The organism is Serratia sp. BNK-12, from assembly GCF_047456085.1.
Classification (GTDB): Bacteria; Pseudomonadota; Gammaproteobacteria; order Enterobacterales; family Enterobacteriaceae; genus Serratia; species Serratia liquefaciens.
Genome location: NZ_CP179896.1, coordinates 2,136,135 through 2,157,333, shown reverse-complemented (window position 1 = coordinate 2,157,333; position 21,199 = coordinate 2,136,135). Strand labels below are relative to the sequence as shown.

Annotated in this window: 23 protein-coding genes; 9 read left to right on the top strand and 14 right to left on the bottom strand. The window is 55.0% G+C overall.

Features of this window, described 5'->3' with window-relative positions; all coding sequences use genetic code 11:
• The first annotated feature begins 23 nt into the window (after positions 1–23).
• Complete coding sequence (locus ACMGG1_RS09915; protein WP_020827248.1) at positions 24–368, top strand: RidA family protein; 345 nt, start codon at positions 24–26, stop codon at positions 366–368.
• Positions 369–418: 50 nt separating this feature from the next.
• On the opposite strand, the gene mdtI is transcribed toward ACMGG1_RS09915, so the two are convergent.
• From mdtI to zwf, 4 genes are all read right to left on the bottom strand, one after another.
• Positions 419–748, bottom strand: coding sequence for a multidrug/spermidine efflux SMR transporter subunit MdtI (gene mdtI / locus ACMGG1_RS09910; protein ID WP_020827249.1), 330 nt, complete (start codon positions 746–748; stop codon positions 419–421).
• The gene (gene mdtJ / locus ACMGG1_RS09905) at positions 735–1,103 is read right to left on the bottom strand and encodes a multidrug/spermidine efflux SMR transporter subunit MdtJ (RefSeq protein WP_046373350.1); all 369 of its coding nucleotides are present in this window, start codon (positions 1,101–1,103) and stop codon (positions 735–737) included. Before mdtJ ends, mdtI begins: the two co-directional genes overlap by 14 nt.
• 565 nt (positions 1,104–1,668) lie before the next feature.
• Complete coding sequence (locus ACMGG1_RS09900; protein ID WP_046373349.1) at positions 1,669–2,310, bottom strand: bifunctional 4-hydroxy-2-oxoglutarate aldolase/2-dehydro-3-deoxy-phosphogluconate aldolase; 642 nt, start codon at positions 2,308–2,310, stop codon at positions 1,669–1,671.
• Positions 2,311–2,464: 154 nt separating this feature from the next.
• Complete coding sequence (gene zwf / locus ACMGG1_RS09895) at positions 2,465–3,940, bottom strand: glucose-6-phosphate dehydrogenase (protein ID WP_020827252.1); 1,476 nt, start codon at positions 3,938–3,940, stop codon at positions 2,465–2,467.
• 417 nt (positions 3,941–4,357) lie between these two features.
• On the opposite strand from zwf, the gene ACMGG1_RS09890 reads away from it, so the two are divergent.
• The 3 genes from ACMGG1_RS09890 to ACMGG1_RS09880 all read left to right on the top strand — a co-directional run bounded on the left by ACMGG1_RS09890 (position 4,358) and on the right by ACMGG1_RS09880 (position 7,853).
• Positions 4,358–5,230, top strand: coding sequence for a MurR/RpiR family transcriptional regulator (locus ACMGG1_RS09890; RefSeq protein WP_020827253.1), 873 nt, complete (start codon positions 4,358–4,360; stop codon positions 5,228–5,230).
• Positions 5,231–5,418: 188 nt separating this feature from the next.
• Positions 5,419–6,861, top strand: a complete 1,443-nt coding sequence (gene pyk, locus ACMGG1_RS09885) for a pyruvate kinase (protein ID WP_020827254.1) — start codon at positions 5,419–5,421, stop codon at positions 6,859–6,861.
• Between the two features lie 107 nt (positions 6,862–6,968).
• Positions 6,969–7,853: a leucine-rich repeat domain-containing protein gene (locus ACMGG1_RS09880; protein ID WP_414161336.1), complete on the top strand. Its 885-nt coding sequence runs from the start codon at positions 6,969–6,971 to the stop codon at positions 7,851–7,853.
• 68 nt (positions 7,854–7,921) lie between these two features.
• Here ACMGG1_RS09880 and lpxM read toward each other — a convergent pair whose 3' ends face one another.
• The 3 genes from lpxM to znuA all read right to left on the bottom strand — a co-directional run bounded on the left by lpxM (position 7,922) and on the right by znuA (position 11,349).
• Positions 7,922–8,890, bottom strand: coding sequence for a lauroyl-Kdo(2)-lipid IV(A) myristoyltransferase (gene lpxM / locus ACMGG1_RS09875; RefSeq protein WP_020827256.1), 969 nt, complete (start codon positions 8,888–8,890; stop codon positions 7,922–7,924).
• Positions 8,891–9,039: 149 nt separating this feature from the next.
• Positions 9,040–10,362, bottom strand: a complete 1,323-nt coding sequence (gene mepM / locus ACMGG1_RS09870; protein WP_041414635.1) for a murein DD-endopeptidase MepM — start codon at positions 10,360–10,362, stop codon at positions 9,040–9,042.
• A gap of 21 nt (positions 10,363–10,383) precedes the next feature.
• Complete coding sequence (gene znuA / locus ACMGG1_RS09865; protein WP_046373347.1) at positions 10,384–11,349, bottom strand: zinc ABC transporter substrate-binding protein ZnuA; 966 nt, start codon at positions 11,347–11,349, stop codon at positions 10,384–10,386.
• A 78-nt stretch (positions 11,350–11,427) separates the two neighbouring features.
• Between znuA and znuC the strand changes: the two genes are divergently transcribed.
• Complete coding sequence (znuC, locus tag ACMGG1_RS09860; protein ID WP_020827259.1) at positions 11,428–12,186, top strand: zinc ABC transporter ATP-binding protein ZnuC; 759 nt, start codon at positions 11,428–11,430, stop codon at positions 12,184–12,186.
• A complete protein-coding gene (znuB, locus tag ACMGG1_RS09855) occupies positions 12,183–12,968 on the top strand; it encodes a zinc ABC transporter permease subunit ZnuB (protein ID WP_020827260.1) in 786 nt (261 codons plus the stop codon). Before znuC ends, znuB begins: the two co-directional genes overlap by 4 nt.
• Before the next feature lie 69 nt (positions 12,969–13,037).
• On the opposite strand, the gene ruvB is transcribed toward znuB, so the two are convergent.
• The 7 genes from ruvB to ACMGG1_RS09820 form a co-directional block, all read right to left on the bottom strand.
• The gene (gene ruvB / locus ACMGG1_RS09850; protein ID WP_020827261.1) at positions 13,038–14,042 is read right to left on the bottom strand and encodes a Holliday junction branch migration DNA helicase RuvB; all 1,005 of its coding nucleotides are present in this window, start codon (positions 14,040–14,042) and stop codon (positions 13,038–13,040) included.
• A 20-nt stretch (positions 14,043–14,062) separates the two neighbouring features.
• Positions 14,063–14,677: a Holliday junction branch migration protein RuvA gene (ruvA, locus tag ACMGG1_RS09845; RefSeq protein ID WP_020827262.1), complete on the bottom strand. Its 615-nt coding sequence runs from the start codon at positions 14,675–14,677 to the stop codon at positions 14,063–14,065.
• 259 nt (positions 14,678–14,936) lie between these two features.
• Positions 14,937–15,458 (bottom strand): crossover junction endodeoxyribonuclease RuvC, encoded by a 522-nt coding sequence (gene ruvC / locus ACMGG1_RS09840; protein WP_020827263.1) that lies wholly within the window; start codon positions 15,456–15,458, stop codon positions 14,937–14,939.
• A 73-nt stretch (positions 15,459–15,531) separates the two neighbouring features.
• Positions 15,532–16,275: a YebC/PmpR family DNA-binding transcriptional regulator gene (locus ACMGG1_RS09835; protein ID WP_020827264.1), complete on the bottom strand. Its 744-nt coding sequence runs from the start codon at positions 16,273–16,275 to the stop codon at positions 15,532–15,534.
• Positions 16,276–16,294: 19 nt separating this feature from the next.
• A complete protein-coding gene (nudB, locus tag ACMGG1_RS09830; protein WP_020827265.1) occupies positions 16,295–16,741 on the bottom strand; it encodes a dihydroneopterin triphosphate diphosphatase in 447 nt (148 codons plus the stop codon).
• Positions 16,741–18,531, bottom strand: coding sequence for an aspartate--tRNA ligase (aspS, locus tag ACMGG1_RS09825; RefSeq protein ID WP_128864709.1), 1,791 nt, complete (start codon positions 18,529–18,531; stop codon positions 16,741–16,743). The genes nudB and aspS overlap by 1 nt, the downstream gene beginning before the upstream one ends.
• Before the next feature lie 202 nt (positions 18,532–18,733).
• Positions 18,734–18,922 (bottom strand): FmdB family zinc ribbon protein, encoded by a 189-nt coding sequence (locus tag ACMGG1_RS09820; protein ID WP_041415442.1) that lies wholly within the window; start codon positions 18,920–18,922, stop codon positions 18,734–18,736.
• A 241-nt stretch (positions 18,923–19,163) separates the two neighbouring features.
• Here ACMGG1_RS09820 and ACMGG1_RS09815 point away from each other — a divergent pair, with 241 nt between their 5' ends.
• The 3 genes from ACMGG1_RS09815 to ACMGG1_RS09805 all read left to right on the top strand — a co-directional run bounded on the left by ACMGG1_RS09815 (position 19,164) and on the right by ACMGG1_RS09805 (position 21,130).
• Positions 19,164–19,742: a hydrolase gene (locus ACMGG1_RS09815; protein ID WP_116690313.1), complete on the top strand. Its 579-nt coding sequence runs from the start codon at positions 19,164–19,166 to the stop codon at positions 19,740–19,742.
• Positions 19,743–19,816: 74 nt separating this feature from the next.
• Positions 19,817–20,632: a DUF72 domain-containing protein gene (locus ACMGG1_RS09810; protein ID WP_046373344.1), complete on the top strand. Its 816-nt coding sequence runs from the start codon at positions 19,817–19,819 to the stop codon at positions 20,630–20,632.
• Between the two features lie 102 nt (positions 20,633–20,734).
• Positions 20,735–21,130 carry an MAPEG family protein gene (locus ACMGG1_RS09805; protein ID WP_020827270.1) on the top strand — a complete coding sequence of 132 codons (396 nt, stop codon included), beginning with the start codon at positions 20,735–20,737 and terminating at the stop codon, positions 21,128–21,130.
• Positions 21,131–21,199 lie beyond the last annotated feature (69 nt).

The following is a 21,199-nucleotide window of genomic DNA, read 5'->3' as shown; positions in this document are numbered from 1 at the left end:
GATGATGATATGGAGATAATTGAATGAATATCGAACGAATTGATCCAGACAAACGTTGGTCCGAAGCCGTCGTTCACAACGACACCGTCTATTACACCAGCGTGCCGGAAAACCTGGATGATGACGCTACCGCCCAAACCGCGAACGCCCTGGCAGCAATTGACGTGATCCTGGCGCGCGTTGGGTCAGATAAAAGCCGGGTGCTGGACGCCACCATTTTTCTGGCCGACGATGCCGATTTTGCTGCCATGAACGCCGCCTGGGATGCCTGGGTAGTTGCGGGTAGCGCGCCGGTACGCTGCACCGTGCAAGCCAAATTGATGAATCCGAAGTACAAGGTCGAAATCAAAATTATTGCTGCGGTATAAACGAAAAAACCGCAGACGATAACGCCTGCGGTTTTATTTTTATCTGCTGCTTAAGCCAGCTTGATGATCACCATACCTGCCAGCAACAACACCAAACCAATCCAGCCTTTGGCATTCAGGCGCTGACCGAACAGGATCCAGCCGGCGGCGATTGTCGCGGCAATACCGAAACCACCCCACAATGCATAAGCCACCGACAGGTCTATCCCCTTCACCGCCTGTGCCAGAGCACTGAACGCCCCCAGCACCGACAGCAATGAAAGCAGGCCTAACCAGATTTTACGGAAACCGTCTGACATCTTCAGGAAGATGTTGGCGACAATTTCCAACACAATCGCCAGTCCCAAGAACCCAATGTGGTACAACTCAAGCTGTTGCATGGTTGTCACCTCGCGGGCTGGCCTGTTTTCGTGGTTTGCGGGTACCGGACTTCACCAACAAGATCCCGGCGATCAACGTCACCAGACCCAGCACCTTCAAGGCCGAGATCGGCTCATCGAACCACAATACGCTGAACAAGGTAATAAACAGGATACCGATCCCTTCCCACAGCGCGTAAGCAACGCCAAGGGCAACGCGTTTAATCGCCAATGACAGCATGACGTATGATGCAGTGATCATCACATACATCACAATGTGACCGGTCATGCCGCCGCTAACGCTGGCGTATTTCATCGACAGGGTACCGATAATTTCGGCCACGATGGCCAAGCCTAAAAAGATCCAATAAATCATAATTTCTCTCCCAAACGGCGAATAACGCACGCTAAGGCATATTTATCCCGATTTATCTCGTCAGACAGGCGCAACGAGGCGCTGAAGACGCAGAGATCCCTGGGGATAAACTGACCCAAACGTAATAAAGAAGTTTGCCCGGCTACGCGGAATGACGGAGGACTGAGCCTGTCACCAGCACCGGTTAAGGGAGAAAGACGCTATAGCTCGCTGCACCAGTGATGCTCACTGGCAAGGATGGCAGACAGGAAAAGCTGGCAAGTAGAGGTTCTGAGGGTAATTCCATTAGTTGTCATCATAATTATTCTCTATTCTCAGCCGCACATTATCTTGTTACACGGAGTGCGATTTGCCCAATATCCTCATCAAGTAAAATTTTCAACTGCGATAGTTGTACCATAGCCAAAAAAAGAAAGCAAACCGCCGTTTTCACAAAAACCATTAAAAAAAAGTTTAAAAATAAGAAAGTTAAGTAATTTAAAAATAAAAAAAGGCTCAACACGTCGTTGAGCCTTCGTTTAGCGTGGTGCGGGCAAATAATCGTCAAACCCAGACGCGGCGCGGGTTAGGCCGCAGCGCCACTGACCGCGGTACGTGCCAGTTCGGTGATGCGAGCGTAGTCGCCCTTTTCCAACGCATCGGCCGGAACCAACCAAGAACCGCCGATACACAACACGCTTTTCAGCGCCAGGTAATCACGGTAGTTGTTTGGCGTGATGCCCCCGGTCGGGCAGAAACGCACCTGCGGGAATGGGCCGCCGATCGCCTGCAACGCCTTCACGCCACCATTCGCTTCTGCCGGGAAGAATTTGAACTCACGCAGCCCGTGATCCATACCCAGCATCAGCTCTGAAACAGTGCTAATACCCGGAATCAAAGGAATCGTGCCTGCAGTTGCGGCCTTCAGCAGCGCGTCCGTCAGGCCGGGGCTGATAGCGAATTGCGCGCCGGCCTCGGTCACTGCCTGCAACTGCTGCGGGTTAATCACCGTACCGGCACCGATAATTGCCTCCGGCACCTCTGCCGCGATAGCGCGGATTGCCTCCATGGCGCAGTCGGTGCGCAATGTGACTTCCAGCACGCGCACACCACCGGCTACCAGCGCCCTGGCCAGCGGCACCGCATGTTCCAGCTTGTTGATCACTATCACCGGAACCACCGGGCCTGCGGTCAGGATCTGTTCTGCGCTGGTTTTCCAGTTTTTCATCGTTACTTCTCCATTACTTACGGGTTATCAATGGCACGCCCCTGCCACAGGGCCCCACGCATTAAAGCGTAGGCGTCCGGCCGTACCCCAAGTGATGTTGCGCCCCGGTACTGCGGGCAAAAAAATGCCGGCAGATAAGCTGCCGGCAGGGTGATTACTCGAACTCGTTCCAGGAACGGCCGTCACGGGTGATCATCGCCACTGAAGCGACCGGGCCCCAGGTGCCGGATTGGTACGGCTTAGGTGCCTCGTTATCCGCTTTCCACGCGTCCATAATGGAGTCAACCCACTTCCAGGCTTCTTCCACTTCGTCGCGGCGCACGAACAGCGCCTGGATGCCACGCATGGTTTCCAGTAACAGACGCTCATAGGCGTCAGCCACATGCTCCTGGTTGAAGGTTTCGGAGAAACTCAGATCCAGCTTGGTGGTTTGCAGACGGTGCTTGTGATCCAGACCCGGCACCTTGTTCAACACCTGAATTTCGATGCCTTCATCCGGCTGCAGACGAATGGTCAATTTGTTCTGCGGCAACTGCTGGTAAGAATCGCTGAACAGGTTCAATGGCGGGTTCTTGAAGTAGACCACCACTTCAGAACATTTGGTCGGCAGACGCTTACCGGTACGCAGGTAGAATGGCACGCCGGCCCACTGCCAGTTGTCGATATCAACGCGGATTGAGACGAAGGTTTCAGTATTGCTGCTTTTATTCGCCCCTTCCTCTTCCAGATAACCCGGCACCTTTTTGCCCTGCACGAAGCCAGCAGTGTACTGACCACGCACCGTGGTTTCACGTACATTGGTCTGATCGATGCGGCGCAGTGAACGCAGTACCTTCACTTTCTCGTCGCGAATACGGTCAGTCGTCAGATCCGCCGGTGGCGACATGGCAATCATGGTCAGGATTTGCAACAGGTGGTTCTGGATCATGTCGCGCATCTGACCGGCCTGGTCAAAGTAGCCCCAGCGCCCTTCAATACCCACCTCTTCCGCTACGGTGATCTGTACGGAGTCGATGGTGCGGTTATCCCAGTTGGAGGCGAACAACGAGTTGGCGAAGCGCAGCGCCAGCAGGTTCAGTACCGTCTCTTTACCGAGATAATGGTCGATACGATAAACCTGGCTCTCGTTGAAATATTCCGCGACCTGATCGTTGATCACGCGTGAAGAAGCCAGATCGGTGCCCAGCGGTTTTTCCATTACCACGCGCGCCGGCTCGTGGTTCAACTTGGCTTCGCCCAACCCTTTGCAAATCGCGCCAAAGGTGCTTGGCGGCATGGCAAAGTAGTTAATGGTGGTGCGATGTTTCTGGTCCAGCATTTTACCCAATTTGGTAAAGTTCTTGCTGTCGTTCACATCCAGGTTGCAGAAATCCAGGCGCGCGCTCAGCGTCGCCCAGAGCTCGTCATCCAGTTTTTCTTTCATAAAGGTGCCAAGCGCTTCCTTGACCACCTTGATATAGGCTTCTTTATCCCACTCGGCACGGCCGACGCCGATGATGCGGGTATCCGGATGGATATGACCGGCTTTCTCTAACTGGTACAGGGAAGGCAACAGCTTACGACGCGCCAAATCGCCTTTCGCGCCGAAAATAACCAGGTCACACGCCTGGGCTGTAGAGGTTACCGCCATGTTCATCTCCTCGTTGCAGGATATTTGTAATTTTCTTACATTACTAATGTACTCTCTTTGACTACGGCCAGTAAACCCGGATCAAAAGTAGAAAAAAAGCCCCAGAAAATGCAGTGTTAAGCGCTACCGGCTCTAAACGTAGGTGCCCGAGCCAAAAACTGTAATTTTCTGTCTTTTTTGATGCTCTTTTACCATTATGAAAGTTAGACACAGGTCATGTTCTGATGAAAAAAGCCTGCATACCCTCTGTCGACACTGCCAACGGTTACCAGCACGTAGTATATTTCCATTAAACCGGCATTGATTTCTCCTTTGATTGAAATCGACATACCCTATGGATTTCAAGTTATAGCAACTGCCATCACCCCGCTGTAGCTTGAAATGCGACGGGTATAAACCATGAGTGACCCTCGTTATATGAATACGCTGGAAAAAATCCAGAGTCATCTGGAGCTGCTGAGCAAATCTGAACGGAAAGTCGCTGAGGTGATCCTGGCCTCCCCGCAGACCGCCATCCACTCCAGTATCGCGACGCTGGCCAGAATGGCAGACGTCAGCGAACCCACCGTCAACCGTTTTTGTCGCCGTCTCGATACCAAAGGCTTCCCCGATTTCAAACTGCATCTTGCCCAAAGCCTGGCCAATGGCACTCCGTACGTAAACCGTAACGTGGAGGAAGATGACAGCGTCGATGCCTATACCGGTAAAATATTCGAATCGGTGATGGCCAGTCTGGATACAGTAAAGGCAAATTTGGATATTGCCGCAATCAATCGTGCGGTTGATCTACTTACCCAGGCAAAAAAAATCTCTTTCTTCGGTTTGGGGGCCTCTGCGGCGGTCGCTCACGACGCGATGAACAAATTTTTTCGCTTTAATATCCCGGTGGTCTACTTCGACGATATCGTCATGCAACGTATGGGCTGCATGAATTCCAGCGAAGGGGACGTAGTGGTGTTAATCTCCCACACCGGTCGCACCAAAAACCTGGTGGAAATGGCGCAACTGGCGCGTGAAAACGACGCCACGGTTATCGCCATCACCTCACGCGATACCCCTCTGGCGCACGAGGCAACCCTGGCGTTGTTGCTTGATGTTCCCGAAGATACCGACGTTTATATGCCGATGGTGTCACGAATTGCGCAATTAACGCTCATAGACGTGCTCGCCACCGGATTTACCTTGCGCAGAGGGGCCAAATTCAGAGATAACTTGAAGCGGGTCAAGGAAGCGTTGAAAGAATCGCGCTTTGATAAGGGTGTCGTTATCCCCAACAATTTCGACTCGTAACCGATGTGAAAAAACCTGTCGTTCAAGATCATCTGGACGGCGGCATTAGAGGCAGTACCCTGTTAAAACGCTCATGCGGGTAACCCAGGTGAAACATCAGTGTAGTAAAATTACATTTCACTCCAGGTTTCGTTATCCGACGTTATCGCAACACCAAAAATTTGCTTCACCAGTCAACGGAGTAATACATGTCCAGACGGCTCAGAAGAACCAAAATTGTTACCACCCTGGGTCCGGCTACTGACCGCGACAATAATCTGGAAAAGATCATTGCCGCAGGCGCAAACGTAGTTCGGCTAAACTTTTCCCACGGCACGGCAGAAGATCATCAGGCTCGCGCCGACAAAGTGCGCGAAATCGCTGCCAAGTTGGGACGTCACGTCGCTATTCTGGGTGACCTGCAAGGGCCGAAAATTCGTGTTTCCACCTTTAAGGAAGGCAAAATCTTCCTTAACATCGGTGATAAATTCCTGCTCGATGCCAACATGGCCAAGGGCGAAGGCGATAAAGAAAAGGTCGGTATCGACTATAAAGGCCTGCCTGCCGACGTGGTGCCGGGCGACGTACTGCTGCTGGACGACGGCCGCGTACAGTTGAAAGTGCTCGAAGTTCAGGGTATGAAAGTCTTTACCGAAGTGACCGTTGGCGGCCCGCTGTCCAACAATAAAGGCATTAACAAACTGGGTGGCGGCCTGTCCGCAGAAGCCCTTACCGAGAAAGACAAGGCCGATATCGTCACCGCAGCAAAAATCGGCGTCGATTATCTGGCGGTTTCCTTCCCGCGCACCGGCGAAGATCTGAACTATGCCCGCCGTCTGGCGCGCGATGCTGGCTGTCACGCCAAGATCGTTTCCAAGGTTGAGCGTGCCGAAGCCGTCTGCAGCGACGAAGCCATGGATGACATCATTCTGGCCTCCGACGTAGTGATGGTTGCCCGTGGCGATCTGGGCGTCGAAATCGGCGATCCTGAGCTGGTCGGCATCCAGAAAAAGCTGATCCGCCGTGCTCGCACCCTGAACCGTGCCGTGATCACCGCGACCCAGATGATGGAGTCGATGATCACCAACCCGATGCCGACCCGCGCCGAGGTAATGGACGTGGCGAACGCCGTGCTGGACGGCACCGACGCCGTGATGCTGTCTGCCGAAACCGCCGCGGGTCAATACCCGGCCGAAACCGTAGCCGCAATGGCGCGCGTTTGCCTGGGCGCGGAGAAGATCCCAAGCATCAATGTGTCCAAGCACCGCCTGGACGTACAGTTCGACAACATTGAAGAGGCTATCGCCATGTCTTCAATGTACGCAGCCAACCACCTGAAAGGTGTTACCGCGCTGATTGCCATGACCGAATCCGGCCGTACCGCACTGATGATGTCACGCATCAGCTCCGGCCTGCCTATCTTCGCCATGTCGCGCCATGAACACACGCTGAACCTGACCGCACTCTATCGCGGCGTGACCCCGGTGTACTTCGACAGCCATAACGACGGTGTTATAGCCGCCAATGACGCGGTTAACCGCCTGCGTGATAAAGGCTTCCTGGTCTCGGGTGACCTGGTGATCGTCACCCAGGGTGACGTGATGGAAACCGTTGGCACCACCAACACCAGCCGTATTCTGCGCGTCGAGTAATCTGTCCTGCCGCCGGCCGTTAACGCGGCCGGCATTTTTTCCCGCACCGCCCTTTCCCCCTGTTAAACTCGTCTCCTGTCGCCACCATGGCAAACGGAGAGGCTTCGATGCTTCATCAACACCCACAGCAAAACCGCACGGCACAAAGTCTGGATCTGGACGGTCAGGGGTTGGAAAATCTGGACGATACCTGTCTACAAGGCAACTCACTGCTAAAAATCAGTCTGTATAACAATCGGCTTCGGCAATTCCCACGGCAGATTTTGCAGCATGCCGATCTGCAGGTGTTGAACATCTCTTGCAACCAACTCAGCGAACTGCCAACTGAAATAGGCCTGTTGAAACAGCTGGCCATGCTCGATTGCGGCCATAACCAGGCCAACCAGATACCGGCCGGGATCGGTGAGCTGCGTGAACTGACTTATTTATACCTCAGCGATAACACCTTTCGCGATCTGCCCCTCGAACTGGGGCGGTTACATAAACTGCGGTATTTGAATGCGACAGATAACCAACTGAGCGAATTGCCTACGGCAATCGTGCAACTCGGCGCGCTGCAGGAACTGCGGCTTTACAATAACCAGATTGCCTCGTTGCCTGAGACATTCGGCCAGTTGACCGCCCTGCGGGAACTGCACCTGATGAATAATCGTCTGGTTGCACTACCAGAGCAAATAGCCCAACTCTCTGCGCTGAGGGTGCTGGATGTGGAAAATAACGCTATCAGCCAGCTGCCAACCACTTTGGGTCGGCTGGCCAACCTGGCTCACCTCAACCTCAGAACCAACCGCCTGCAACAGCTACCGACGTCTTTTGGTCAGCTTAAGGCACTGACCACGTTGGATCTGCGCGCTAACCGCCTAAGCGCCCTGCCTGACAGCCTGGCCGAGTTAACCCAGTTACAGCGGTTGGATCTGCGCTGGAACAACTTTGCCGAAATGCCTGCCGTGCTGGAGCCGCTGATTGCCCAAGGTTGCCTGGTGCATATTTGAACCGCCAGAAACAGCAAGGGCCAGTCACCCACAGATGACTGGCCCTTGGCCCGACGCCAAAACTGAGCTTAGCGGTATAAATCGTCGCGCGAATAGGGTTCTATTTCCCCTTCTTTACGCGTTTTCAGCAGTTTGAGGATCCAGGTGTACTGTTCCGGGTTGGGACCTACCAGATTCTCCACTTCTTCATTCATCCGGCGGGCAATGGTGCGATCGTCGGCCGTCGCCAGGTCGTCCATCGGCGGACGTATATGGATATCGAGCATGCTGGTTTTGCCGTCATACACCGGGAACAGCGGCACAATGGCCGCACGACAGACCTTCATCAGACGCCCGACCGCAGGCAGCGTAGCTTTATAGGTCGCAAAGAAATCCACGAATTCGCTGTGTTCTGCTCCGTGATCCTGGTCCGGCAAATAATAGCCCCAATACCCCTGACGCACAGAACTGATAAACGGCTTGATACCGTCATTACGCGCATGCATGCGACCGCCGAACTTGCGACGTACGGTGTTCCACAGATAATCGACCAGCGGGTTGCTTTGGTTATGGAACATCGCCGCCATCGGCTGACCACGAGCTGCCATCAGCATCGCAGGAACATCCACCGCCCACCCGTGTGGTACCAGGAAAATCACGTTACGCCCTTCTTCACGGATTTTATCCAGCACCTCTTCACCGTGCCAGCGAACGCGCTTCAACACTTTCTCAGGTTGGGTACAGGCCAGCTCCGCCATCAAGATCATCGATTGCGGAGCGGTGGCGAACATCTCGTCGATGATATGTTCACGCTCATTTTCGGGCAGCTCAGGCAGGCAGTACAACAGATTGATGCGCGCACGGCGTCGAGCGCCTTTTGCCACCTTGCCGGCCAATTTACCCACGGCGCCGAGCACAGGATCGCGCAGACGTGCAGGCACCAGTGAAATACCGGCCATTAACCCGGTTCCCAGCCAAACGCCCCAGTAGCGCGGATGGTAAAAGGCTTTCTGAAATTGCGGAATGAACTCTAGGTTCGATTTTTTCTCGTTTTGCATGCACAAGCTCTTAACATAGCGGTTCGGCTAATCATAATTGCAAAGGGTGATTTTGCAATTCACAACGGCGAAGCACCAATATAAAACAACATCGGCCCGTAATCAGGCCGATGGAATCACTGGCGCGGTAACGCGCCGGGGCAAAGGGATCAATCCAGCTGCAGCTGAGGCACCACTTCTTTCACCTGCGCCAGATAATCGCTGCGATCTTTACCGCTTAGCCCTTCTGAACGCGGCAGTTTCGCCGTCAGCGGGTTGACCGCCTGCTGGTTGGTCCACATTTCGAAGTGCAGATGCGGGCCGGTTGAGCGCCCGGTGTTGCCGGATAGCGCAATGCGATCACCCCGTTTCACCTTCTGGCCTGGCTTAACCAACAGCTTTTTCAGGTGCATATAACGCGTGGTGTACTGGCGACCATGGCGGATGGCCACGTAGTTGCCCGCGGCGCCGCTGCGTTTGGCGATCAACACTTCGCCGTCGCCCACCGCCAGCACCGGAGTACCGACCGGCATCGCGAAGTCGACGCCTTTGTGCGGCGCAATGCGCCCGGTGACCGGATTCACCCGGCGTGGGTTGAAGTTTGAAGAGATGCGGAACTGCTTCATGGTTGGGAAACGCATGAAGCCGCGTGCCAGGCCCGAGCCCTGACGATCGTAGAATTTACCGTCTTCGGCACGGATGGCGTAATAGTCTTTGCCGCCGGTGCGCATACGCACGCCCAGCAGCTGACTTTGTGCGCTCTTGCCGTCAAAATGTTCGCGGGACATCAGTACCGAGAACTGATCCCCTTTGCGCAGTTTGCGGAAATCCAACTGCCACTGCAGCGCTTTGATCACCGCATTGATTTCAGCACGGCTCAGACCGGCATCGCCGGCGCTGCTGACGAAGCTGCCGTTCAGACGACCGCTGATCACATTGTTGCGCCATTCGCCCTGCTGCGACTCCTGGGTTTCTTTGAAGTTGTTACCTACGCGGTCATAGGTGCGGGTTTCACGCCGGGAAACTTCCCAGGTCAAACGCTGCAGATCGCCGGCATCGTTCACCGTCCATGACAGCTGCTGGCCAATTTTCAGATTACGCAGATCGCGGTTTTGCGATGCCAACAGCGTGACATCCGACATATCTATGCCGTATTGGGTCAGAATGCTGCCCAGCGTATCACCGGTAGAAACAACATATTCATGCACGCCATCCTCGCCGGCGACCTTTTGGTCCAGCTCATCCTGTGGGATGTCATCATCGGGGGTGGCTTGGTCGAGATCGATCGGTTCGCTGGCTTCTGGCAGCAAGGATCGTAACTGGCTGGATTCTAACTCAATGCTTTTAACGATGGGGTTATGTTCTGGGTGATAAACAAAAGGCCGCCAGACGGCAACGGCCAATGTAACCACTGTCAGCGACCCCAGCATGACGCGGTGGGGCCGTGGCAGATTGTTATACGCCAGAGCGATAGTTCGGACTATCTGCTGCACTCGATTTTATCCTCATAATCTTTACTTCAGGCAGCTCACGTACTGGTTTGACAGCTGAGTCAGGAAGTTCCCGTAGCTGTCTTTCCCCAGTGCGATGCCGGTGCCCAGCGGGTCCAGCGTTCCAGAACGCACTTTGGTCCCTTTGGCAACGGCATTGATTACGGCCGGCCTGAATTGTGGCTCAGCAAAAACGCAGACTGCTTTCTGCTCAACCAACTGTGTTCGAATTTGGTGTAAGCGCTGTGCTCCAGGTTGGATTTCGGGATTCACGGTGAAATGGCCCAGCGGGCTCAAACCGAAATGTTTCTCAAAATAGCCGTAAGCATCATGAAAAACAAAATATCCTTTGCCTTGCACAGGCTTGAGCATGTTACCAACATTTTTGTCAGTTTGCGTCAGTAGATTCTCGAACTGGCGCAGGTTTGCGTCTAATTTGTCCTTATTCTGTGGCATAAGTTCCAATAACCTGTCGTGAATCGCGATCGCGGTCACTTTTGCCACTTCCGGAGACAGCCAAACGTGCATGTTATATTCGCCATGATGGTGCCCATCGCCCTCATCGTGATCGGCATGATTATGCGCATCCGTTGCATGATCATGGTCGTGTTCATGCTCATGATCGTCGTCTTCGCCCTTCATCAACAGCGGTTTTACTCCGCTCAGTTCGCTGATGGCCAATTGACGATTAGCCGACACCGGTGTTAGGGATTTGGTCAGAAAAGCTTCCATATCCGGGCCTACCCACACCACCAGATCGGCGGCACGCAGGCGTTGGATATCGGAAGGTCGCAAGGCGAAATCGTGCGGCGAGGCGCCATCCGGCAGCAGCACCTCGGTCGGCGTTACGCCATCGGCGATGGCGGAGGCGATAAAGCCCAGTGGGCGAATGGATGTCACTACCGCCGCAGAGGCGCTGCTCAGCGGTCCGGCCATCATCAGTGCGCTAGCCAGCAACGTGCGCTGCAGCCATTTATTTTTATGTGCCATTATCAGTAATCCCGTCGTTTTCATCAGCGAGGCGTGATATTATAACATTCGGTTAGTTCTGCAAAATGTAATCATGAGATGTCCACACTGACAACGCTAAAAAATATCTCCGTCTCCTTTGGTAACCGTAAGGTGCTGTCGAATATTTCGCTCAGCCTTCAACCGGGCCGTATTCTGACGCTGCTCGGCCCAAACGGCGCGGGCAAATCCACGCTGGTGCGCGTGGTACTCGGGCTGGTTGCGCCAACGGAAGGTACGCTGGAACGCGAACCGGGTCTGCGTATCGGTTACGTGCCGCAAAAACTGCACCTCGACGCCACCCTGCCACTCACCGTAAGCCGCTTTATGCGCCTGAAACCCGGCGTAAAGAAAGCCGATATTCTGCCCGCGCTGAAACGCGTGCACGCAGCGCACTTGCTCGATCAGCCGATGCAAAAACTCTCAGGCGGCGAGAATCAGCGCGTACTGCTCGCGCGGGCGCTGCTGAACAAACCGCAACTGCTGGTGCTGGATGAGCCAACGCAAGGGGTTGACGTCAACGGCCAACTGGCGCTGTACGATCTTATCGACCAACTGCGCAAAGAACTGGGTTGCGCGGTTCTGATGGTGTCCCATGACCTGCATCTGGTGATGGCGAAAACCGATGAAGTGCTGTGCCTCAACCAACACATCTGCTGTTCCGGCGCACCGGAAGTGGTCTCGATGCATCCTGAATTCATCGCCATGTTCGGCAACCGCGGTGCGGAGCAATTGGCGGTCTATCGTCACCACCATAATCACCGTCACGACCTGCAAGGACGAATTGTGTTGAAGAAAACCGGGGGCCGTGAGGCATGATCGAACTGTTATTACCCGGCTGGCTGGCCGGGGTGTTGTTGGCCGCCGCCGCCGGTCCATTAGGCTCCTTTGTGGTCTGGCGCCGGATGTCCTATTTTGGCGATACCCTGGCACACGCCTCTTTGCTGGGTGTGGCCTTCGGGCTGCTGCTGGACGTAAATCCTTTCTATGCGGTGATTGCCGTGACGCTGGTGCTGGCGCTGGTGCTGGTGTGGCTGGAGCGTCGTCCGCAACTTTCCGTTGACACCCTGCTCGGTATTATGGCGCACAGTGCGCTGTCGTTGGGGTTGGTGGTGGTGGCGCTGATGTCCAACGTGCGGGTCGACCTGATGGCCTATCTGTTTGGCGACCTGCTGTCGGTCACCTTCACCGATATCTGGATGATTGCCATTGGGGTCAGTGTCGTACTGTTGATCCTGTGGTGGCAGTGGCGCAACCTGCTGTCGATGACCGTCAGCCCAGAGCTGGCACATGTTGACGGGGTCAATCTGGTCCGTGCTCGTACCGTACTGATGCTGGTTACCGCCCTGACCATTGGTCTGGCGATGAAATTCGTCGGCGCGCTGATCATCACCTCACTGCTGATCATTCCGGCCGCTACCGCACGGCGCTTCGCCCGAACCCCTGAGCAAATGGCCGCCTACGCGGTGCTGGTGGGTGTGCTGGCAGTGACCGGTGGATTGGCCTTCTCGGCATTTTACGATACCCCGGCCGGCCCATCGGTGGTACTGAGTGCGGCGGTGCTGTTCGTCCTGAGCTTGTCCAGGAAGCAGCAAGCCTGACCTCCCTCTCGCAGATAGCAAAAGGGCCGCAATTAGCGGCCCTTTTTAATGCGGATTACGGCGTAATATTTACTCTTCGCGCACCATGCCAAAGTGCTTATAGGCATGATTGGTGGCCATGCGCCCGCGCGGCGTGCGTTGGATGAAACCTTGCTGGATCAGAAACGGCTCGATCACGTCCTCGATAGTTTCCCTTTCCTCGCCGATCGCTGCCGCCAGGTTATCCAGGCCCACAGGGCCGCCGGTGAACTTGTCGATTATCGCCAGCAACAGTTTGCGGTCCATGTAATCGAAGCCTTCGGCGTCAACGTTCAACATATCCAGCGCCTGCATCGCCACCTCGCCATTGATCACGCCATTGGCGCGGACTTCGGCAAAATCGCGTACCCGACGCAGCAAACGGTTGGCGATACGCGGTGTACCGCGCGCACGGCGAGCCACTTCATGTGCGCCCTCGTCCGACAGATCCAGCCCCAGACAGTTAGCGCTGCGTGAAACGATGTGCTGCAGATCGGCAACCTGATAAAACTCCAGACGCTGCACAATGCCGAAGCGATCGCGCAGTGGCGAAGTCAGGGAACCGGCGCGAGTGGTTGCCCCCACCAGCGTGAACGGCGGCAAATCGAGTTTGATCGAGCGTGCTGCTGGGCCTTCACCGATCATGATATCCAGTTGGTAATCTTCCATCGCCGGATACAGCACTTCTTCCACTACCGGAGACAGACGGTGGATTTCATCGATAAAAAGGACGTCGTGCGGTTCCAGGTTGGTCAGCATCGCCGCCAGATCGCCCGCCTTTTCCAGTACCGGCCCGGAGGTGGTGCGCAGGTTAACGCCCATTTCATTGGCAACGATGTTGGCCAGCGTGGTTTTCCCCAACCCGGGCGGGCCGAAGATCAGCAAATGGTCCAGAGCGTCGCCACGCTGCTTGGCAGCCTGAATAAAGATTTCCATCTGCTCGCGGACATGCGGCTGACCGACATACTCCGTCAGCAGCTTCGGCCGGATGGCGCGATCAAGAATTTCTTCTTCATTGATCGGCTCGGCAGAAATCAGGCGATCGGCTTCAATCATTCTCTACCCCTTATCGGCGCTTACAGCGCGGCACGCAGCGCGTCGCGGATCAGGGTTTCGCAATCTGCACCCGGCTTGGCGATTTTACTGACCATGCGACTGGCCTCCTGCGGTTTGTAGCCCAGCGCCACCAGCGCAGAGGCTGCTTCGGCTTCCGCATCCAGTTCGGCCGCTTTCGCCGCTGTGGCAGGAAGCGTGATTTCGCTGCTGCTGTTAAACAGATCGCCATTAAGCCCTTTGAAGCGGTCTTTCATTTCGACCACCAGGCGCTCTGCGGTTTTCTTGCCTACGCCCGGCAATTTTATCAGCGACGTGATCTCTTCACGCTCAACCGCGCTGACAAACTGCTGCGCTGACATGCCGGACAGAATGGCCAGCGCCAGCTTAGGGCCAACGCCGTTCACTTTAATCAGTTCGCGAAACAGCGCGCGCTCTTGTTTATCGTTGAAGCCATACAGCAGTTGGGCATCTTCGCGCACCACAAATTGGGTAAACACGATAGCCTCTTGCCCCAGCTCAGGCAGTTCATAAAAGCAGGTCATCGGCATATGCACTTCATAGCCCACGCCGTTTGCCTCCAGTAATACCAGTGGCGGTTGCTTTTCCAGAATATAACCTCTGAGACGACCTATCATTTACCCTCCTGCTGAATTCCTGAGCATGACCTTCTGCCATGCCGTGCTGCTAAAGCTTATAACATAAAAAAGGCTGGATGAATATCCAGCCTCATACTGCTGACAAAGTCCTCTATATTTAACATCAGCGATCTGAGTGCTAATAAAAACAAAGGATGATGTCTACAGGTTTACCCCAAACATCCGAAAACCACGCTTTTCGGGTGTTTGTTATCAAACTAAGGCTGGATGGATATCCAGCCTCGGAACTGATTAAGCGTTACTTTAAACGTCCACGCGCCAGGTTCAATCGCCCTTCGCTCATCCGCAGCACGTTTTGGCTGAGGTGACAGTGGGTAATGGCGATCGCCAGCGCATCGGCGGCATCGGCCTGAGGATTGGCCGACAGCTTAAGCAGCGAGCGCACCATATGCTGCACCTGTGCTTTTTCGGCCGCGCCGGTACCGACCACCGTTTGTTTAACCTGACGTGCCGCATACTCAAACACTTCCAAATTCTGGTTCACGGCAGCAACAATAGCCACGCCGCGCGCCTGCCCAAGCTTGAGCGCCGAATCCGGGTTCTTCGCCATAAACACCTGTTCAATAGCGAAAAAGTCTGGTTTAAACTGGGTAATGATTTCACTGACGCCCGCATAAATCAGCTTTAAGCGCGTCGGCATGTCATCCACTACGGTACGAATACAACCGCTGGCAATATAGCTCAACTGGCGGCCCTGCTGACGAATCAGGCCGTAACCGGTGACGCGCGATCCGGGATCGATACCGAGTATGATCGTCATCCCTACACCCACCTTGCGTTAAGCATTAACTTCGCCAGGCGCTGCCACAAGACAGCGCCGTACTTCAACCCCATTACAGCGTCGCAGCAACCTCGTCGGAGATCTCACCGTTGTGGTAAACCTCCTGCACGTCGTCGCAGTCTTCCAGCATGTCGATCAGGCGCAGCAGCTTAGGCGCGGTTTCTTCATCCATATCGGCTTTGGTCGATGGGATCATGGAAACTTCTGCCGATTCGGCGGTGAAACCGGCAGCGGTCAGCGCGTCTTTCACTTCACCCAGGTTTTCCCAGGCGGTGAAGACGTCGATAACGCCATCGTCGTAGCTGACGATATCTTCAGCACCGGCTTCCAGCGCAGCTTCCATCACCACGTCTTCATCCAGGCCCGCTGCGTAAGTGATCACGCCCTTCTTGGTGAACAGGTAAGCCACGGAGCCGTCGGTGCCGAGGTTACCGCCACACTTGGTGAAGGCATGACGCACTTCCGCCACGGTACGGTTGCGGTTGTCACTCAGGCACTCGATCATGACGGCAGTGCCGCCCGGGCCGTAGCCTTCATAAATGATGGTTTCCATATTGGTATCATCATCACCGCCTACCCCACGCGCGATGGCACGGTTCAGGGTGTCGCGCGTCATGTTGTTGGACAGCGCCTTGTCGATCGCCGCACGCAGACGCGGGTTAGCCCCCGGATCGCCACCGCCCAGTTTCGCGGCGGTCACCAGCTCGCGAATAATTTTGGTGAAAATTTTACCGCGCTTGGAATCCTGCGCTGCTTTACGGTGCTTTGTGTTGGCCCACTTACTATGACCTGCCATAAAAAATCTCCGAAAAAAATTACTGGACTGAATTAATCACAAACTCTTCAATCGCCTGCTGATTGCTCCAGGACTTGGTCAACTTCACGGCTTCCGCCGCCTCAAGCCACTGGTAGGCGTGATGCTCGGTAATCACCGGATCGCGCTCTTCAGGCAAAGCCAGACAGAACCAGTGCTCTTTATTGCGCGTGGTTCCCGGGGCATAGCGATGTCGCAAATGGACAAAGAGTTCAAACTCCACACAGCGCTGGCAATCGAACAACGGCAGTTTCTCTGCTTCGATATCGATGCCGACTTCTTCCATGACCTCACGCCGTGCGGCATGCGGCGGCGACTCATCTTCCTCCAGGCTGCCGGTCACCGACTGCCAGAATTCGGTATCATCGCGCCGCTGTAACATCAGCACCCGACCACTGGATTTGGCATAAATCACTACCAGAATAGACTCGGGACGCTTGTAGTTCATTACTGGTTCTCTACATTTGAATCGTCAGTCGCTTTCTTTACCACGCTGATTGCCAGCTCCTGCAACGACGCCGGGTTCGCGAAGCTTGGTGCTTCGGTCATCAAGCAGGCCGCAGCGGTGGTTTTCGGGAAGGCGATCACGTCACGAATGTTGTCGGTGCCGGTCAGCAGCATCACCAGACGGTCCAGACCGAAGGCCAAACCGGCGTGCGGCGGCGTACCGTACTTCAACGCGTCCAACAGGAAACCGAATTTTTCACGTTGCTCGTGTTCGTTAATACCCAGAATGCTGAATACCGTCTGCTGCATTTCGCTACGGTGAATACGCACGGAACCGCCACCCACTTCGTAGCCGTTAATCACCATGTCGTAGGCGTTGGCGATGGCATTGATTGGCGTGTTGGCCAGCTCTTCCGGGCTCATGTCGCGCGGTGCGGTGAACGGGTGGTGCATCGCTGCCAGACCACCTTCGCCGTCTTCTTCGAACATCGGGAAGTCCACGACCCACAGCGGTGCCCAGCTGTCCAGCTTGGTCAGTTCCAAATCACGGCCCAGCTTCAGACGCAGCGCGCCCATCGCATCGGTGACAATCTTGAAGCTGTCGGCGCCGAAGAACAGAATGTCGCCGCTCTGCGCGTTGGTACGCGCCAGAATTGCTTCCAGTACTTCTGCGCTGAGGAATTTAGCAATCGGGCTTTGTACGCCTTCCATGCCGGCGGCACGGTCATTGACCTTCAGCCAGGCCAGGCCTTTGGCACCATAGATGTTAACGAAAGTGCCGTACTCATCGATCAGCTTACGGGTCAGCTGCGCACCACCAGGTACACAGATCGCGGCAACGCGGCCTTTGGCATCGTTAGCCGGGCCGGAGAACACCTTGAATTCCACGTCCTTCACCAGATCGGCAACGTCCACCAGCTCCAGTGGGTTACGCAGGTCCGGCTTGTCCGAGCCATAGCGACGCATGGCTTCTTCGAAGGTCATGACCGGGAAATCACCCAGATCTACGCCCTTCACGTCCAGCCACAGTTCACGCGCCAGTTTCTCCATCACTTCACGCACCTGATCGGCGGTCATGAAAGAGGTTTCCACGTCGATCTGGGTAAATTCAGGCTGACGGTCGGCACGCAGGTCTTCGTCGCGGAAGCATTTGACGATTTGGTAGTAGCGGTCGAAACCGGACATCATCAACAGCTGTTTGAACAGCTGCGGCGACTGTGGCAACGCATAAAACTTGCCTTTATGTACGCGGCTCGGGACCAGATAGTCACGGGCGCCTTCCGGCGTGGCCTTGGTCAGCATCGGGGTTTCGATATCGAGGAAACCGTGGCTGTCCATAAAGCGGCGCACAAAGCTGGTGATTTTGGCACGGGTTTTCAGGCGATCGGCCATTTCCGGGCGACGCAGATCCAGGTAGCGGTATTTCAGGCGCGCTTCTTCGGTGTTGACCTGGTTGGAATCCAGCGGCAGTGGCTCGGAGCGGTTGATGATCTCCAGTGCATGGGCGAACACTTCTACTTCACCGGTAGCCATATCTTTATTGATCTGGCTGTCCGGACGGGCACGCACGGTGCCGACGATCTGGATGCAGAATTCATTGCGCAGGTCGTACGCCTTGTCGAACGCGGCCTTCTGGTCCGGATCGAAGAACACCTGCACGATGCCTTCGCGGTCGCGCATATCAATAAAGATCAGGCCGCCCAGATCGCGACGACGGTTGACCCAACCACACAAAGTGACTTCCTGGCCCACGTGAGACAGATTCAACTGCCCGCAATATTCAGTACGCATACGCTATCCTTTTGGCTTAAGCCGATGCCGCGCGGGCTTTTGGCGCCTGCCACGCGGCTGTTTTCTGATGAACTCAATACCCGTCATCTTTCAAGTTGCAGCGTTGTTATCTGCACTCTCTCACCCCAGTGACTTACTCAAGTAGGCACCAGAGGCGAGATAGCTGGCTGCCTGGCTGCAACTCGAAAGCTATAGGGTATATTTACTTGCCCGGTTTGAAGTCGGTTGCATACCAACCGGTACCCTTTAACTGGAAACCGGTGGAAGAAATCAGCTTGGTTAACGCGGGCTGCCTACACGCCGGACAATCCGTCAGCGGCGCATCGGAAAATTTTTGCAACTTCTCTAACCGGTGGCTGCAAGCACCACATGCATATTCATAAATCGGCATAGGTCGTTGGAGTAAAGTGAGCTGAAAAAAGGCGATCATTATAAAGGAAATTCATGCGCCAGATAAGTGCGAACACAGCTTTGTTGCAGCACTAAATGGTGTGTTTTTGCCCGAAGTAACACATTGATTAACAAATTTCTCATTAACCGGTGATGCTTTTTTCACGTAGCCTGAATCGATGCTTGTTTAGCGCGCTATCTAAGCTGCGCGTATTTCATCCACCTTGTCACGAGATATTTCCATGTTGAAACTTGATGCTCACACCACCGCACTGGTATTAATTGATTTGCAAAACGGCATCCTGCCCTTCGCCGGTGGCCCACACAGCGCCGAAAGCGTGGTGGCCAATGGCGCGCAGTTGGCGGCACATTTCCGTTCGCTGGGGGCACCGGTGATCCTGGTACGCGTCGGCTGGTCCGACTCTTTCGCCGAAGCGCTGAAACAGCCGGTGGACAAACCGTCTCCCGCCCCTGCCGGCGGATTGCCTGCCAACTGGTGGGAATTCCCGGCATCCCTGGCGGTGAGCGACCGCGACATTCTGGTGACCAAGCGCCAATGGGGTGCGTTTTACGGCACCGATCTTGACTTGCAACTGCGTCGCCGTGGCATTAAATCGGTGGTGCTGGGCGGTATCTCTACCAATATTGGCGTGGAATCTACGGCTCGCGCGGCCTGGGAACACGGCTACGAGTTAGTGATAGCCGAAGATCTCTGCAGTGCGCAAAATGCTGAAATGCACCAGTTTGCTTTCGATAATATCTTCCCGCGGTTGGCGCGTGTTCGCAGCACCCGCGAAATTGTTGCCGCACTCGACCAGTAACGCTAACTTGTAGAGGCGCCGCCTGCTGCGCCCACCTTTGACTGGCAGGGAAAATTAAGGAAGATGCTAGCTTGATGTATATCGGACTCCCACAGTGGCAACACCCGGCCTGGAATCGTATCGGGCTGCGCGATCTGGCGGATTACAGCCGCTATTTTAACTGCGTGGAAGGCAATACCACCTTCTACGCGTTACCCAAACTGGAAATAGTCCAGCGCTGGCGCGATATGACCACCGATGATTTTCGCTTCTGTTTCAAGTTCCCCGCCACCGTCAGCCATCAGGCTGCACTGCGTAACTGCGCCGCCGATCTGCAGGCATTTTACCACTGCTTGGGTCCGGTGCATCAGCGCATAGGCCAGCTGTGGCTGCAATTGCCGGCGGCGTTCGGCCCGGCGGAATTACCGGCGATGTGGCAGTTCTTCGACGCTTTGCCGAAAGAGTTTACCTATGGCGTGGAAGTGCGGCATCCGGCGTTTTTCGACAAAGGCGAGGAAGAGCGGCTGCTGAATCAGGGGTTACACCAGCGGGGTATCAACCGGGTGATCCTCGACAGCCGGCCGGTGCATCACGCCCTGCCCAACAGCGCCGCCGTGCGCGATGCCCAGCAGAAAAAGCCCAAGCTGCCGGTGCATGCTCTGGTCACCGCCAACAATCCGCTGGTACGTTTCATCGGCGGCGATGTGCTGCAAGATAACCTGCGCTGGTTCGACGCCTGGCAGCAGAAATTGCCCGTTTGGCAGCAACAGCACCAACCTTTTCTGTTTATACATACGCCGGATAATGGTGATTCCCCCCAGCAGGCACAGAAAATCTGGCAGCAGCTGTATCAGGCTATTCCGAATTTACCCCCTCCACCGGACTGGCCGGAGCAGGATGCGCTGTTTTGACCGATTAATCTGACCAATTACATCAGATTTTTCCTCGCGACAGTGATTGCAATGGCGGCTATGATGCTGGCTGCCAGTTTTGGTTAGGGAATGGAGTTAAAAATGGTAAGCGCGCTTTATGTAGTGCTCGGCGCATTGTTGTTGATCAAACTCTCTTATGACGTGGTTAGGTTAAGGATGCAATACCGTGTCGCCTACGGGGACGGCGGTTTTTATGAGCTGCAAACTGCAATCCGCGTTCACGGCAATGCCGTAGAATACATTCCTATCGCCGCAGTGCTGTTGGTGATCATGGAGATGAACGGCGCTGAAATATGGATGATCCATATTTGCGGTCTGATGCTGATGGCCGGCCGTTTGGTGCATTACTACGGTCTGCGTAACCGCGAGGTGCGCTGGCGTCGATCGGGCATGGCGGCCACCTACATTTCGCTGGTGTTAATGGTACTGGCCAATATTTTCTATCTGCCATGGGATCTTATTTTTAGCCTGCATTAATCCCCTGTTCGTCCTCAGGCGGCTACGCCGCCTGCTTCCGCTGCGCTTTTTGTCATTATCTGTTAGAAT